General features: G+C 70.0%; 14 protein-coding genes. 8 read left to right on the top strand and 6 right to left on the bottom strand.

The features are described 5' to 3' along the window. Nucleotides 1-6 precede the first annotated feature (6 nt). The 4 genes from ACOYR3_RS07665 to ACOYR3_RS07650 form a co-directional block, all read right to left on the bottom strand. Nucleotides 7-909: an AAA family ATPase gene (locus ACOYR3_RS07665; RefSeq protein WP_422845859.1), complete on the bottom strand. Its 903-nt coding sequence runs from the start codon at nt 907-909 to the stop codon at nt 7-9. A gap of 101 nt (nt 910-1,010) precedes the next feature. Further along, complete coding sequence (locus tag ACOYR3_RS07660; protein WP_422845858.1) at nt 1,011-1,808, bottom strand: FAD binding domain-containing protein; 798 nt, start codon at nt 1,806-1,808, stop codon at nt 1,011-1,013. A gap of 15 nt (nt 1,809-1,823) precedes the next feature. Then, the gene (locus ACOYR3_RS07655; protein WP_422845857.1) at nt 1,824-4,211 is read right to left on the bottom strand and encodes a xanthine dehydrogenase family protein molybdopterin-binding subunit; all 2,388 of its coding nucleotides are present in this window, start codon (nt 4,209-4,211) and stop codon (nt 1,824-1,826) included. A gap of 22 nt (nt 4,212-4,233) precedes the next feature. Continuing rightward, nucleotides 4,234-4,704, bottom strand: a complete 471-nt coding sequence (locus tag ACOYR3_RS07650) for a (2Fe-2S)-binding protein (protein WP_422845856.1) — start codon at nt 4,702-4,704, stop codon at nt 4,234-4,236. A 222-nt stretch (nt 4,705-4,926) separates the two neighbouring features. Here ACOYR3_RS07650 and ACOYR3_RS07645 point away from each other — a divergent pair, with 222 nt between their 5' ends. After that, nucleotides 4,927-6,054 (top strand): sigma-54-dependent Fis family transcriptional regulator, encoded by a 1,128-nt coding sequence (locus ACOYR3_RS07645; RefSeq protein WP_422845855.1) that lies wholly within the window; start codon nt 4,927-4,929, stop codon nt 6,052-6,054. A gap of 155 nt (nt 6,055-6,209) precedes the next feature. Here the strand turns inward: ACOYR3_RS07645 and ACOYR3_RS07640 are convergent, their stop codons facing one another. After that, a complete protein-coding gene (locus tag ACOYR3_RS07640) occupies nt 6,210-7,025 on the bottom strand; it encodes a molybdenum-dependent transcriptional regulator (RefSeq protein WP_422845854.1) in 816 nt (271 codons plus the stop codon). Between the two features lie 151 nt (nt 7,026-7,176). On the opposite strand from ACOYR3_RS07640, the gene modA reads away from it, so the two are divergent. The 7 genes from modA to ACOYR3_RS07605 are packed head-to-tail and all read left to right on the top strand — an operon-like array spanning nt 7,177 to nt 13,586. Next, nucleotides 7,177-7,938, top strand: coding sequence for a molybdate ABC transporter substrate-binding protein (modA, locus tag ACOYR3_RS07635; protein WP_422845853.1), 762 nt, complete (start codon nt 7,177-7,179; stop codon nt 7,936-7,938). Between the two features lie 46 nt (nt 7,939-7,984). After that, on the top strand, nt 7,985-8,671 hold the full coding sequence (gene modB / locus ACOYR3_RS07630) for a molybdate ABC transporter permease subunit (protein ID WP_422845852.1): 687 nt from the start codon (nt 7,985-7,987) through the stop codon (nt 8,669-8,671). Beyond that, nucleotides 8,671-9,789, top strand: a complete 1,119-nt coding sequence (gene modC / locus ACOYR3_RS07625; protein ID WP_422845851.1) for a molybdenum ABC transporter ATP-binding protein — start codon at nt 8,671-8,673, stop codon at nt 9,787-9,789. Before modB ends, modC begins: the two co-directional genes overlap by 1 nt. A gap of 43 nt (nt 9,790-9,832) precedes the next feature. Next, the gene (locus tag ACOYR3_RS07620; RefSeq protein WP_422845850.1) at nt 9,833-10,990 is read left to right on the top strand and encodes a saccharopine dehydrogenase family protein; all 1,158 of its coding nucleotides are present in this window, start codon (nt 9,833-9,835) and stop codon (nt 10,988-10,990) included. After that, nucleotides 10,987-11,388: a DoxX-like family protein gene (locus ACOYR3_RS07615; protein WP_422845849.1), complete on the top strand. Its 402-nt coding sequence runs from the start codon at nt 10,987-10,989 to the stop codon at nt 11,386-11,388. The genes ACOYR3_RS07620 and ACOYR3_RS07615 overlap by 4 nt, the downstream gene beginning before the upstream one ends. Next, nucleotides 11,385-11,861, top strand: a complete 477-nt coding sequence (locus ACOYR3_RS07610) for a DUF2269 family protein (RefSeq protein ID WP_422845848.1) — start codon at nt 11,385-11,387, stop codon at nt 11,859-11,861. The genes ACOYR3_RS07615 and ACOYR3_RS07610 overlap by 4 nt, the downstream gene beginning before the upstream one ends. A gap of 27 nt (nt 11,862-11,888) precedes the next feature. After that, a complete protein-coding gene (locus ACOYR3_RS07605; protein WP_422845847.1) occupies nt 11,889-13,586 on the top strand; it encodes an ABC1 kinase family protein in 1,698 nt (565 codons plus the stop codon). A 449-nt stretch (nt 13,587-14,035) separates the two neighbouring features. Here ACOYR3_RS07605 and ACOYR3_RS07600 read toward each other — a convergent pair whose 3' ends face one another. Continuing rightward, a complete protein-coding gene (locus ACOYR3_RS07600) occupies nt 14,036-14,761 on the bottom strand; it encodes an extracellular solute-binding protein (protein ID WP_422845846.1) in 726 nt (241 codons plus the stop codon). Between the last annotated feature and the right edge of the window lie 49 nt (nt 14,762-14,810).

Here is a 14,810-nt window from a genome sequence, read left to right as displayed (position 1 = left end):
GTCCGTCTACGCATCGGCTGGCTGCAAGAGCTGCGCCGCCATGTCGCGCGTGAGCGCGGCCACGTCCTCGCGCTGCTTGAACAGAATGCCCGCCGTATCGGACACCACCTCCGGGTCCACCACGATGGTGTCCAGCGCCACCAGGGCCTTGGCCCATTCCACGCTCTCGGCAATGCCCGGCGCGCGCTGGAAGGCGTTGGAAAAGGGCTGGCTGCGCAGGCGGCTCACGAAGTCAGCCACCTGCTGCGCCAGCGCCGCGCTGGCGCCCGGCACCTGGGCGCGCACGATGGCCAGCTCGCGGTCGCGGTCCGGGTAGTCGAGCCAGTGGTACAGGCAGCGGCGCTTGACGGCGTCGTGCAGGTCGCGCGTGCGGTTGCTGGTGAGCAAGGTCGCCGGCGTGGCCTGGGCGCGCACGGTGCCGATCTCGGGAATGCTCACCTGGTACTCGCCCAGGTATTCGAGCAGGAAGGCCTCAAAGGGCTCGTCGGCGCGGTCCACCTCGTCGATGAGCAGCACCGCGCCGGGCGCCGGGGCCTGCAGGGCCTGCAGCAGCGGGCGGCGGATGAGGTAGCGGTCCTGGTACACCTCGCGCTCCACCTGCGCCATGTCGGCGGTGCCTTGGCCTTCGGCAGCTCTCATGTGCAGCAGCTGGGCGGCGTAGTTCCACTCGTAAAGCGCCTCGCGCTGCTCCAGGCCGTCGTAGCACTGCAGGCGGATCAGGCCCCGGCTGAGCACCTGGCTGAGCGCCCGCGCCAACGCCGTCTTGCCCACACCGGGCTCACCCTCCAGCAGCAGAGGCCGCTGCAGCTGCAGCGCCAGAAACACCGCCGTGGCCAGCCGCCGGTCGGCAAAGTAGCCCACGGTTTGCAGGGCCTGCAGCAGGGTGTCGACGGAGGCGGGAGAGTTCATTGCTACTCTTCTAATAGCTGCCCGCGCTTATTGGGTAAGCGCTAGAGGCCAATTTGATTCAAAAGTCGTAGGTCAGGCCAACCCGACCCACGACTGCGAGGCTATGAAGCGCCGAGCATCTTCTCCACCGCCCGCTGCGTCTGCACGCTGATCAGGTTCGCGCGATAGGCGGCGCTGGCGTGGATATCGGTGTTCAGGTCGCTCGCATCGATCTTCACGCCGGCTGCGGACTGCGGCGTGAAACTCTGGTTCAGTGCCGCCTCCAGCCCCGCATGCCGGAACACGCAGCTGGCAGCGCCCGTGATGGCGACGCGCACGCCGCTGTCCGTCTGTGCCACGAACACGCCGACCAGCGAGAAGCGCGACGCAGGCTGCTTGAACTTCATGTAGGCCGCACGTTTCGGGATGGGGAAGCGGATGGCGGTGATGATCTCGCCCTCTTCCAGCGCCGTGGTGTACATGCCCACGAAGAAATCGTCGGCCGCGATCTCGCGCCGGTTGGTGACCACCGTGGCGCCCAGGCCCAGCACGGCGCTCGGGTAGCAGGCCGCAGGGTCGTTGTTGGCCACCGACCCGCCCAGCGTGCCACGGGCGCGCACCTGGCGGTCGCCAATGTGCGCGGCCAGGTCGGCCAGGGCGGGGATGGCGGCCTTCACGTCGGCGCTGCTGGCCACGTCCATGTGGCGCGTCATGGCGCCGATGACGAGGGCATTGCCTTCGCGGCGGATGCCCGCCAGTTCGGCCACGCCGTTCAGGTCCACGATCTTCTCGGGGTTGGCCAGGCGCAGGCGCATGGAGGGCAGCAGGCTCTGCCCGCCCGCCAGAAGCTTGCCGCCCTGGGCAATGAGCTGCGCGGCCGCGGCGGTGGAGGATGGCGCTTCAAAGGTGAATGCGTACATGGTCTGTCTCCTTCCTTAGGCCTTGGCGTTTTGAATCGCTTCCCACACGCGGTGCGGCGACGCGGGCATGTCGAAGTCCTTCACGCCCAGCGGGCGCAGCGCGTCCAGCACGGCGTTGATCACCGCCGGGGGCGAGCCAATCGCCCCCGCCTCGCCGCAGCCCTTGGTCCCCAGCGGGTTGTGGGTGCAGGGCGTGCACACATGGCCCAGCTTGAACTCGGGGAAGTCGTCCGCGCGCGGCATGGCGTAGTCCATGAAGCTGCCGGTGAGCAGCTGGCCGGTCTCGCGGTCGTACACACAGTTTTCCAGCAGCGCCTGGCCGATGCCCTGCACCAAGCCGCCGTGCACTTGGCCCTCCACGATCATGGGGTTGATGATGGTGCCGAAGTCGTCCACGGCCGTGAACTTGTCGACGCGCGTGCTGCCCGTGGCCGGGTCCACTTCCACCTCGCAGATGTAGGTGCCTGCGGGGAAGGTGAAGTTGGTCGGGTCATAGAAGGCCGTCTCGTTCAGACCCGGCTCCAGCTTGTCCAGCGGGTAGTTGTGCGGCACGTAGGCCGTGAGCGCCACCTGGCCGAAGGGGATCTTCTTGTCGGTGCCGCGCACGGTGAACTCGCCCCCCGCGAAGTCGATGTCGGCGTCGCTCGCCTCCATCAGGTGCGCGGCGATCTTCTTGGCCTTGGCCTCGATCTTGTCCAGCGCCTTCATGATGGCCGCGCCGCCCACGCTGATGGAGCGCGAGCCATACGTGCCCATGCCGAAGGGCACGCGGCCCGTGTCGCCGTGCACGATGTCCACGTTTTCCACCGGAATACCCAGACGAGCGGCCACCACCTGCGCGAACGTGGTCTCGTGCCCCTGGCCGTGGCTGTGCGAGCCGGTAAACACCGTCACGCTGCCCGTGGGGTGCACCCGTACTTCGCCGCACTCGAACAGGCCGGCGCGCGCGCCCAGGGCGCCGGCAATGTTGGATGGCGCAATGCCGCAGGCCTCGATGTAGCTGCTGTAGCCAATGCCCCGTTTCAACCCCTTGGCCTCGCTGGCCGCCTTGCGTGCGGCAAAGCCCGCCACATCCGCCAGCTGCTGCGCTTGCGTCATGCAGGCGTGGTAGTCGCCCACGTCGTACTGCAGCGCCACGGGCGTCTGGTACGGCCAGCTGGTGATGAAGTTGCGCTTGCGGATCTCGTCCTGGCCCAGGCCCAGCTCCCACCCGCAGCGCGACACCAGCCGCTCCAGCAGGTAGGTGGCCTCGGGCCGCCCGGCGCCACGGTAGGCATCGACCGGCGCGGTGTTGGTGAACCAGGCGTCCACCTCCACATACACCTGCGGCGTGCTGTACTGGCCCGCCAGCAACGTGGCGTACAGGATGGTGGGCACGGCCGTGGAAAAGGTGGAGAGGTAGGCGCCCAGGTTGGCGTCGGTGTGCACGCGCAGGGCCAGGAACTTGCCATCCTTGTCCATGGCCATCTCGGCATGGCTCACGTGGTCGCGGCCGTGCGCGTCGCTCAAGAACGCCTCGCTGCGGTCGGCCACCCACTTGATGTTGCGGTTGAGCTTCTTCGCGGCCCAGGTCAGGCACACGTCCTCGGCGTACAGGAAGATCTTGGAGCCGAAGCCGCCGCCCACGTCGGGTGCGATCACGCGCACCTTGTGCTCGGGCAGGCCCAGCACGAAGGCGGTCATCAAGAGGCGCTCCACGTGCGGGTTCTGGTTGCTGACGTACAGCGTGTACTCGTCGCTGGCCCGGTTGTAGCTGCCGATGGCCGCGCGCGGCTCCATGGCGTTGGGGATCAGGCGGTTGTTGACCAGGTCGAGCTTCGTCACATGCGCGGCGCTGGCAAAGGCCGCATCCACCGCGCCCTTGTCGCCAATGGCCCACTTGTAGCAATGGTTGTCGGGCGCGATATCGTGCAGCGCGGCGCCGGCCACGCTGCCGGCCGCCGCATCGGCCACGCTGACGACGGCGGGCAGCACGTCGTAGTCCACCTCCACCAGCTCGGCCGCGTCGCGCGCCTGCTGCTGCGTGAGGGCCACCACCATGGCCACATGGTCGCCCACGTAGCGCACCTTGCCCTGCGCCAGGATGGGGTGCGGCGGCTCCTTCATGGGCTGGCCGTCGGTGCTGGTGATCAGCCAGCCGCAGGGCAGGCCGTTGATGTTGTCGGCCGCCACATCGGCACCGGTGAACACGCCCAGCACACCCGGCGCGGCCTTGGCGGCATCGGTGTTGATGCGGTTGATCTTGGCGTGTGCGTGCGGCGAACGCACGAACACGGCATGGCTTTGCGCGGCCAGCACCACGTCGTCGGTGTACTGGCCCGCGCCGGTGAGGAAGCGATAGTCTTCCTTGCGCTGGAGCGGCTCGCCGATGTGCGGCAGCTTGGAAAAGTCGGATGCACCCATGGTCGTTTCTCCTTTTTCCTGCTCAGGCCGATGCCATCGCTTTTTGACCCACCTGCACGGCGCGCACGATGTTCTGGTAGCCCGTGCAGCGGCAGATGTTGCCTTCGAGCAGTTCGCGGATCTCACCCTCGCTGGCCTCTGGGTGGCTCTTGCACAGGTCCACGGCGCTCATCACCATGCCGGGGGTGCAGAAGCCGCACTGCAGGCCGTGGCACGCCTTGAAAGCGGCCTGCATGGGGTGCATGGTGCCGTCCGCCGCGGCCAGGCCCTCGATGGTGACGATGTCGGCGCCCTGCGCCTGGGCCGCCAGCATGGAGCACGACTTCACCGCCCGCCCGTTCACATGCACCGTGCAGGCGCCGCACTGGCTGGTGTCGCAGCCCACATGGGTGCCGGTGAGCGCGAGGTGCTCTCGCAGCGCATGGACCAGCAGGGTGTTGGGAGGTACGTCAACACTGGCCGCGCGCCCGTTGACCGTGAACTGGACTTGCATCTGGCTGTCTCCTGTGTGGGTTGGCTGGATTGGCCTGCGCATCTTGTGCCCGCCGCCGGGGCCGGTTCCTAGGGACAACCCTGAAACCCCCGGGCTGCGCCGTGGATATTCTCAAAATGAAACATGTTGCGCCGCACACCGGTGCACCATGGCTCCCTTCCCACGGCCCCTGCAAGGCTCCGCCCGCCTGCAGCCCGTTCACCGCTGGACCGAGCCCACCCCATGCACCGTGCCGCCCTTCCCGCCGACAGCCTGGCCGACCGGCCCGGCCGCATCGCCCAGGCCCGCTACGCACTGCTGCGCCAGGGCTCGCTGCCAGCGCATGCCGAGATCGACCCGTGGATCGCCCGCTCGTGGCAACGCTGCCTGGCCCGCGGCCTGCAGCCCACGCAGCGCGTGGTGTTCGACCTGGTCAGCGCCCAGGCGCTGCGCCGCAGCCAGGACGAGAACCACCATCTGCTGCGAGCGGCGCGCCCCGTGCTGGCGCAGCTGGTCCGCGCCATTGCAGGCATGCGCTACTTTGCCCTGCTGACCGACGCGCACGGCACCGTGGTGGACGTGCAGGGCGCGCTGGACCGCCACGACCCCCGCGCCCGCGCCATCGGCCGCGTGGGCATCGATCTCTCGGAAACCGCCGTGGGCACCACCGCCATCGGCGCCGCGCTCACCGAGCTGCAGCCCGTCTGGCTGCACCGGGGCGAGCATTTCTTTGACGACAACGGCGCCTACAGCTGCGCAGGGGCTCCCTTGTTCGACCCCCACGGCCGGTGCATGGGCATGCTGGACCTGACGGGTGTCGACGTGCCCGAGCGGCCGGAATTGCGCCACCTGGTCGCCCGCTCGGCCCGCGCCATGGAAGATGCCCTGCTGCTGCAGCGCCCCCATGCCCTGCTGCTGCGGCTGAACTGGCCCGGCAGTCCACTGGGTGGCGAGGGCGACGGCCTGCTCGCGCTGGACGCCGACGGCGCCGTGCTGGGCGGCAACAGCGCCGCGCGCCAGTTGCTGCCCCAGCCGCTGTGTCCGCCGGGCGGCCCCGCCCTGCACTGCAGCGACCTGATCGCGCTGCCCTGGACGCAGCTGTTCGACGCGGCCCGCCAGCGCAGCCCGGCGGCCCCGCTGGACCTGCCCTTGTGGTCCGGCCTGCGCCTGCAAGGGCAGGCCTGTTTGCCCGAGCGCGGCGCAGCGGTGCAGCCGCCGCCCCCGGGCGCGCCGCGGCTGCGCGAGACCGAAGCGGCCCTGATCCGGCAGGCGGTGCTGGATGCGCGGGGCAATGTGGCAGAGGCGGCCCGGGCGCTGGGGATCAGCCGGGCGACGGTGTACCGCAAGCTGGGGGGGTACAAGGGGCGTTGAAGCGTGTGGCGGAGCCGTTTTCGCGGCTTTGCGAATGGCAGCTTGCAGGAGCTGGGGCCCTACCCCCGCCGTTCGGGCTCGGCTTGCCGAAGCCGGGCCTCATTCGTTCGTTCGTTCGTAAAAGTCTCCCCAAACGTCGAACCCGCTGCTACCCATCAAGCCATTCCCCCATCCGCCAGCGCCAGCACCACCGCGTTCTCCTCACCACTCAACACCACCGCACTTCCCACCCGCACGCCACTCCCCGCCGCCGCAAAGCCCACCACATGCACCCCGCACGCCAGCGTGGCCGCCACTTCATCCCCCTCCGGCCCGCGAACCACCCGCGAGGCACGTCCGGGCAGGCGGAAGGTGCCTGCGGCCGGCGCCCCGGCCGCGTCGGCCGCGGCCTTGCGCTCCACCCGCAGGGCCGTGGCCTTGCACAGCGCTTGCACGGGCAGCCCGGGCTGCAGGCCCAGCAATTCCGCGCTTTCGCGGGTGATGCGTGCCGCCAGCGCGGGGCGGCTGGCGTCTGCAGCGCCCTCTCCCTCCAGCACCAGATGCACGCGCGCAAGGGGCCCCAGCAGTTCCAGCCGCTGCACTGCGCACGGCCATTGGTTGCGCATGCTGGTGCGCACCGCCAGTCGCGCCAGCGCCGGCCCGGCATGCGGCGTGGCCTGCCAGCGCGACAGCACCGCGCCGCGCGCTTGCTCCATGGCGCCGGCCGCCTGCAGCAGCTGGCGGCCGGCCTCGGTCAGCTGCGCGCCGCCGCCGCCGGCGCCCCCCACGGCCCGCGCCACCAGAGGCGCACCTGCCAGGTTGCTGAGCGTGTCCACGGCCTGCCAGGCGGCCTTGTAGCTCACGCCCACGGCGCGGGCGGCCTGCGAGATGGACCCGCATTCGCCGATGTGGCGCAGGATATCGATGCGCTTGTCGGTGAGCGCATGGCCCAGGGCAGCAGAAAGGGACAGGGGCACGGGGGCAGAAGACATGGTGCCCCGATGATGCCTCGGAACCCGTTCAAGTCTTTTCAGCGCCAGCCCCGCGCCGGGTCGGTGCCTAGGGTTCGCTCAGGAAAACGCCGGGGAGGCATGTCTATACTCTCGCTATTCCAACAATGAATAGCGCTAGCGCTCGACCGCCATGCTCCCATCCGCTCTCCGCACCTTTGCCGTTCTCCTGGGCCTGCCCCTGGCCGCACTGCATGCGGCGCAGGCCGACACCGTGCCGGTTGCGGTGGCTGCCAACTTCACCGCGCCCATGCAGAAGATCGCTGCCGCTTTCGAGGCGGACACGGGCCACAAGGCCGAGCTTTCCTTTGGCGCCACGGGCAAGTTCTACGCGCAGATCACCCATGGCGCGCCGTTCCAGGTGCTGCTGTCCGCCGACGACACCACGCCCGCCCGCCTGGAGCGGGAGGGCCAGGCCGAGCCCAACACCCGGTTCACCTACGCCATTGGCACGCTGGTGCTGTGGAGCGCGCAGCCTGGCTATGTGGACGCCCAGGGCGCCGTGCTCAAGACCGGGGATTTCAAGCACCTGGCCCTGGCCAATCCCAAGCTCGCGCCGTACGGACTCGCGGCCACGCAGGTGCTCGACAAGCTGGGCCTTGCCGCCCGGCTGCAGCCGCGCTTCGTGCAAGGGGAGAACATCGCCCAGACCTTCCAGTTCGTGGCCACGGGCAATGCCCCGCTGGGCTTCGTGGCGCTGTCGCAGGTGATGGAGGACGGCAGGATCGGCAAGGGGTCGGCCTGGCAAGTGCCGGCCAGCCTGCACAACCCCATCCGCCAGGATGCCGTGCTGCTGCTGCCGGGCAAGGACAAGCCGGCGGCCCGCGCCCTGATGAACTACCTGCGCAGCGACAAGGCGCGGGCCATCATTCAGGCGTACGGGTACAGTTTCTAAAAAGGCCGGCGCCCGTTTGCCGGCGGCCAACCCCAGCCTTCACCCCATGCCCCTGTTCTCCGGAGCCGACCTGACGGCCATCGGCCTCACGCTGCGCCTGGCGGCCACCACCATGGTGCTGCTGCTCGTTCTGGGCACGCCGCTGGCCTGGTGGCTTGCGCACACGCCCTCGCGCTGGCGCGGGGCGGTGGCGGCCCTGGTGGCGCTGCCGCTGGTGCTGCCGCCCACGGTGATCGGGTTCTACCTGCTGATCACGTTGGGGCCGCAAGGGCCGGGGGGGCAGCTCACGCAATGGCTGGGGCTGGGCACGCTGCCGTTCACGTTCTGGGGCCTGGTGGCGGGCTCGCTCATCTACTCGCTGCCGTTTGCCGTGCAGCCGCTGCAGCACGCGTTCGAGGCCATGGGCGCGCGCCCGCTGGAGGCCGCGGCCACCCTGGGCGCGGGGCCGCTGGACCGCTTTTTCACGGTGGCACTGCCGCTGGCATGGCCGGGCTTTGTCACGGCCGCCATCCTGAGCTTTGCGCACACGGTGGGCGAGTTTGGCGTCGTGCTCATGCTGGGCGGCAACATCCCCGGCGTCACCCGGGTGGTGTCGGTACAGATCTATGACCACGTGGAGGCGCTGGAGTACGCGCAGGCCCACGGGCTGGCGGCCGCGATGGTGGTCTTTTCCTTTGTGGTGCTGCTGGGGCTGAACCTCACGCGCCGCCGGGCCGCACCGGTGACGCCGTGATGCCCACGTCCATATCCACGCCCACGCAGCAGCAGCCCTTCATCCACGCACAGCTGAACGTGGTGCGCCCGGGCTTCACGCTGGAGGTGGACCTGCGCCTGCCCGGGCGCGGCGTCACCGCCCTTTTCGGCCCGTCGGGCTGCGGCAAGACCACCTGCCTGCGGGCCATTGCCGGGCTCCTGCGCGCCCGCCCCGGCCGGGTGGAGGTGAATGGCGAAGTCTGGCAGGACGACGGCGCCGCCCGGCCCCTGTGGCGCCCCACGCACGAACGCGGGCTGGGCTATGTGTTCCAGGAGGCCAGCCTGTTCGAGCACCTGAGCGTGCGCGGCAACATCCACTACGGCCTTGCGCGCACGCCCGCCGCCCGCCGCACGGTGGCGCTGGAGCAGGTGGTGGACCTGCTGGGCATCGGCCCCTTGATGGACCGCCGGCCCGCCGCGCTGTCTGGCGGAGAACGCCAGCGCGTGGCCATCGCCCGCGCCCTGGCCACCAGCCCGCGCCTGCTGCTGATGGACGAACCCCTGGCCGCGCTGGACGCCGCGCGCAAGGCGGAGGTGCTGCCCTACCTGGAGCGGCTGCACCGCACGCTCGACATCCCCGTGCTGTACGTAAGCCACGCGCTGGACGAAGTGGCCCGCCTGGCCGAGCACCTGGTGCTGATGCAGGCCGGCCGCGTACAGGCCCAAGGCCCCACCCATGCGCTGATTACCCGCCTGGACCTGCCCCTGGCCCATGGCGACGCCGCCGCCACGGTGATCGAAGGCACGGTGCTGCGGCACGACGCGCACGACCACACCACCACGGTCGGCTTTGCGGGAGGCACGCTGCTGCTGGTGAGCCCCACCGCGCGCACGCCGGGCGAGCCGCTGCGCCTGCGCATCCAGGCCCGCGACGTGAGCCTGGCCCTGGCGGCCCCCGCCGGCTCGAGCATTCTCAACGTACTGCCTGCCACCGTGGCCGAGTTGGCCGACGACAGCCCGGGCCAGCAGATGGTGGCGCTGGAGCTGGGCTCCGTGCGGCTGCTGGCGCGCGTCACGCAGCGATCGGCCCAGGCCCTGGGGCTGGCGCCCGGAATGGCGGTGTTTGCGCAGGTCAAGGGCGTTGCCATCGTCAACTGACCAAGGGCGGCGCCCCGGCCCAGCCCCGTATGATTCTGCCCCGATGGCTCTCACCACCCTTGTCCTGGGCGGCTACGGCAACTTCGGCGCGCGCATCTGCCGCGCGCTGGCCGGCAGCTCCGCCACCCCTGACTCCATTCGCCTGCTCGTCGCGGGCCGCGACCTGTCCCGTGCGCAGGCCTTCGCCGCCACGCTGGCGGGCGGAGCCGAGGGCGTGGCGCTCGACCACCAGGCGCCCGGCCTGGCGCAAACGCTGCGCCGCTGGAATGTGGGGCTAGTCATCCACACGGCGGGCCCCTTCCAGGCCCAGGCCTACCGCGTGGCCCAGGCCGCGGCCGAAGCGGGCGCGCACTATATCGACCTGGCCGATGGCCGCCGCTTTGTGTGCGATTTCCCGGCCGTGCTGCAAGCCGCGTTCGCCGCCGCGGGGCGCACCGCCATCAGCGGTGCCAGCACGGTGCCGGCCCTCTCGTCGGCGGTGGTCGACCACTTGTGCGCCGGCTGGCAGCGCATCGACAGCATCGACCTGTGCATTGCCCCGGCCCAACGCGCCCCCCGCGGGGAGGCCACGCTGGCCGCCGTGCTCAGCTACTGCGGCGCGGACATCACCATGTGGGACGGCGGACGCTGGCAGTCCACGCCGGGCTGGGCCCGTCCCACGCGCGTTGACTTCCTCCGCCTGCGGCCCCGCATGGGAGCGGTGTGCGACATCCCCGACCTGGAGATTTTTCCCACGCACTATCAGGTGCGCGACCGGGTGCGCTTTCAAGCCGCCCTGGAAGTGGGCCTGGCGCAGCGCACCTTTGCCGCCATCGCCTCGCTGCGCCGCTGGGGGGCGCTGCCCCGTCCGGAGCGGCTGGCCTGGCTGATGCACCGCACCGGCGGCATGCTGGATTTTCTGGGCACGCCCCTGGGCGGCATGGTCGTGCGCGTGGCAGGCGCCGATGCCCAGGGGCACGCGCGGCGCCGCGCCTGGCACATCGCGGCCGACCATGACCACGGCCCCGAAATCCCGTGCATGGCCGCCATCCTGCTGGCCCGCCAGCTGGCCGCAGGGCAGCCCCTGCCCCATGGCGCGACCACCAGCACCGGCCTGCTGCCGCTGGAGGCGTTCGCCCCGGAGTTCGCACGCTGGGGCATGCAGACGGATGTGGTCGAAGAACCCCTTGCAGAAACGCCAGCCGCTGCGTCCGCCCCATGACCACACCGGCACAGCACAACCTCTTGCGCTACAGCCTGGTCTTCGTCTGGCTCGCCACGGCGGCCGTCAGCGTGTGGGAGCTGCGCGGCCAAAGCCGCGCGCTGCTGGCGGGCCTTCCGGCCGCGTGGACGTCGGGTAGCCTGGCATGGCTGCCCACGGCCGCCATCTTCGCAGGGGCCGGAGCGGATGCCGTGCTGGGGCTCTGGCTGGCCTTTCGCCCCGGCCGGCCGGCCTACCTGGCAGCGTTGGCGCTGATGGGCGCCATGACGTTGCTGGCCACGCTCATCCATCCCGCGTGGTGGCTCCACCCTTTCGGGCCGCTGACCAAGAACCTGCCGATCGCCGCCATCCTGGGGGTGCTGCTGCAATCACCACGGACGCGGGAGCCGCCGCCATGACCCTGTACTTCATGCTCAAGTGGATTCACATCCTCTCCAGCGTGCTGATGGTGGGCACCGGCCTGGGGTCGGCGTTCTACATGTTCTTCACACACCGCAGCGGCAACGTGCAGGCCCAGGCCGTGGTCACGCGTCTGGTGGTGCGGGCGGACTGGTGGTTCACCACGCCCACCGTTTTCATTCAGCCCGCGACCGGGCTGGCCATGGCGTCCCTCGCGGGCCTGCCCCTGTCCACGCCCTGGATTGCGGTGTCGCTGGCGCTGTACGCCCTGGCAGGCGCCTGCTGGTTGCCAGTGGTGTGGCTGCAGCTGCGCATGCGCGACATGGCCGCCGAGGCCGCACGCACCGGCCAGCCCTTGCCGGCCGCCTATGCCCGCTGCGCGCGGTGGTGGGAAGCGCTGGGCTACCCGGCTTTCGCAGCCATGCTGGCCGTGTTCTACCTGATGGTGAACAAGCCGGCGATGGCACTCTGACAAGCGCCGGGAACTATCATCCACGCCATGCTCATCGAGACGCTGGACACCGCGCGCGACCTGGGGCGCCTGAAAGAAATCCTGGGCGTGATGGTGCGCCATGGCTTTGGCGACACCGTGCGCCGGCTTGGCCTGACCGACAAGCTCGAGCGTGCGGGCCAGGCGCTGAATTGGGCGCACGCCGCCGACCTGGCCCGGCTGGAGCCGCCCGTGCAGGTGCGGCTGGCGCTGGAGGAGCTGGGGCCGGCGTTCGTGAAGTTCGGCCAGATCCTGGCGGGCCGGGCCGACCTGTTCGGGCCGGAGTGGATAGCGGAGTTCGAAAAGCTCCACAGCCATGTGCCCGCCGTGCCATTGGAAACGCTGCGGCCCCAGCTGCGCGAAGACCTGGGCGCCGAGCCCGAAGAGGTCTTTGCCTGGTTTGACACCACGCCGCTGGCGGCGGCCTCCATCGCCCAGGTGCACCGCGCCCGGCTGCACGACGGCCGCGAGGTGGTGGTGAAGATCCGCCGCCCCGGCATTGCCGACACCATCCAGGCCGACCTGCGGCTGCTGCAGCGCCTGGCCGCCCTGGCCGAGACGGAGTTGCCCGCGCTCAAGCCCTACCGGCCCCAGCAGCTGGTGCACGAGTTCGCGCGTTCGCTGCGCCGGGAGCTGGACCTGGCCGGCGAGTGCCGTCAGGCCGAACGCATTGCCGCCAACATGGCCGCCCTGCCCTACATCGTGATTCCGCGCGTGGACTGGGAGCACACGCGCGAGCGCATCAATGTGCAGGACTTCATCGACGGCACGCCGGGCGGTGCGCTGGCGGCGCTCACCCCGGAGGCGGGATTCGACCGCACGCTGCTCGCGCAGCGCGGGGCGCGCGCGGTGCTGCAGATGATCGTGCAGGACGGCGTCTTCCACGCCGACCCCCACCCCGGCAACGTGTTCTACCTGCCTGGCAACGCCATTGCCTTCATCGACTTCGGCATGGTGGGACGCCTGTCGCAACGCCGCCGCGACGAGCTGCTGCAGCTGCTGCTGGGCCTGGTGGAACAGCGGCCCCAAGCGGTGGCCGACGTGCTGCTGGACTGGACGGACAACGGGCAGGGCGTGAACATCGGCCAGCTGGAGACGGAGATCGAGGCCTTCGTGGACCAGTACCACGGCGTCCCCCTGGCACAGCTGAGCCTGGGGCAGATGCTGGCCGACGTCACGGCCATCCTGCGGGAGCACCAGCTGGGCCTGCCCTCCGACCTGGCGCTGCTGATCAAGGCCTTCATCTCGCTCGAAGGCATGGGCCGCAACCTGGACCCGGACTTCCACATGGCCTCCGAAGCGCTGCCGCTGCTCAAGGAGGTGGTGCGCAAGCGCTACGAACCCCGCAAGCTGGCCGGCCGCGCCTGGAGCACGCTGCGCCGCGCGCTCACCACCGTGGAGCAGTTGCCCGACGACCTTGGGCGGCTGCTGCGCAACGCACGGCGCGGGCGCCTGCAGGTCAGCATCGACCTGGCCCACCTCAAGCGCGTGGGCGACCAGATCGACCGCTCCGCCAACCGGCTGGCCATGGCGCTGGTGATCGCGGCGCTGATCATCGGTTCGTCCATCGTGATGACCGTGAAGGGCGGCCCCACGCTGTTCGGGCTGCCGGCGTTCGGCTTCCTGGGGTTCACGGGGGCCGTGGTCTGCGGCTTGTGGCTGGTGCGGGCGATCTGGCGCAGCTCTCACCACCGGGATGACGACTGAGCTGCGGGTGTCGGGTTACGCCCTGCCGGGCTAACCCGACCTACCGTGCCGAGGGCCTCGCACCGCCCTCGACACCTGGCAACTGGCGCGAACCAAGCCAGTGCCACCGTGGAACCGGCTTCGCCGGGCCACCGGTGGCGTCCCCCTTGGGGGGAAGGCGCGAAGCGGCTCAGAACCTGTTCAAGATCTTTTCGGGGTCGCACAAGTGCCTTGCCGGGATGGGATGCAAGGCGCGGGGTGCAGTTGATAGCTTGGCTATCAACAAGCACCGCAACGCCGCAGACCGCCCGGCAAGGCACTCGCCCGAAGGGTTGGAGTGAAATCGGGTGATTGGACGCCCCGGCTGCTTGCATGGGCACGAGCCCATGCGGCGCATCCGAAGCATCCACTCCTCCCGATTGCACTTCAATGCGATCCCCGAAAAGATTTTGAACAGGTTCGCAGGGGGCTTACTTGTTCGCGTTGGGGAAGAACAGCCGCTCGCCGCCGATCTTGTAGCTGGCAATGACCTGCTGGCCCGCGGGCGACACGATCCAGTCCACAAACTTCTGCGCATCCTGCACCTTCACGTGGGGGTGCTTCGCGGGGTTCACCACCATCACGCCGTACTGGTTGAAGAGCTTGGTGTCGCCCTCGACCAGGATGGCCAGGTCGGCGCGGTTCTTGAAGTTCAGCCAGGTGCCCCGGTCAGCCAGCACGTAGGCGCCGCTGGAGGCCGCGATGTTGAGCGCCGGGCCCATGCCGCAGCCGCATTCCTTGTAGCCGCTGCCCTTGGCCGACTCCACCCCCGCCAGCTTCCAGTAGCGCAGCTCGGCCGCGTGCGTGCCGCTCTTGTCGCCGCGCGAGACAAAGTTGCCGTTGGCGGCCGCCAGCTTGCGCAGCGCCGCCACGATGTCCTTGCCTTGGGTCCCTACGGGGTCGTTCGTGGGGCCGACCAGGATGAAGTCGTTGTACATCACGGGGTAGCGCTTGACGCCCCAGCCTTCGGCCACGAACTTCTCCTCCGCCGCCTGGTCGTGCACGAACAGCACGTCGGCATCACCGCGGCGCCCCATGTCCAGCGCCTGGCCGGTGCCCAGTGCCACCACCTTGACGTCCAGCCCGCTGGCCTTCTTGAACTCCGGCATCAGATGGCCGAACAGGCCGGATTGCTCGGTGGACGTGGTGGAGGCCATGGTGATGCTCTGCGCCCACACGGCACCAGATGCTACCAAAACAATAGCT

The sequence above is a fragment of the Acidovorax sp. M2(2025) genome (assembly GCF_049330835.1).
GTDB lineage: Bacteria > Pseudomonadota > Gammaproteobacteria > Burkholderiales > Burkholderiaceae_C > Acidovorax.
The sequence above is the reverse complement of the archived record's forward strand: the minus strand, read 5'-3'. Positions and strand labels throughout refer to the sequence as shown.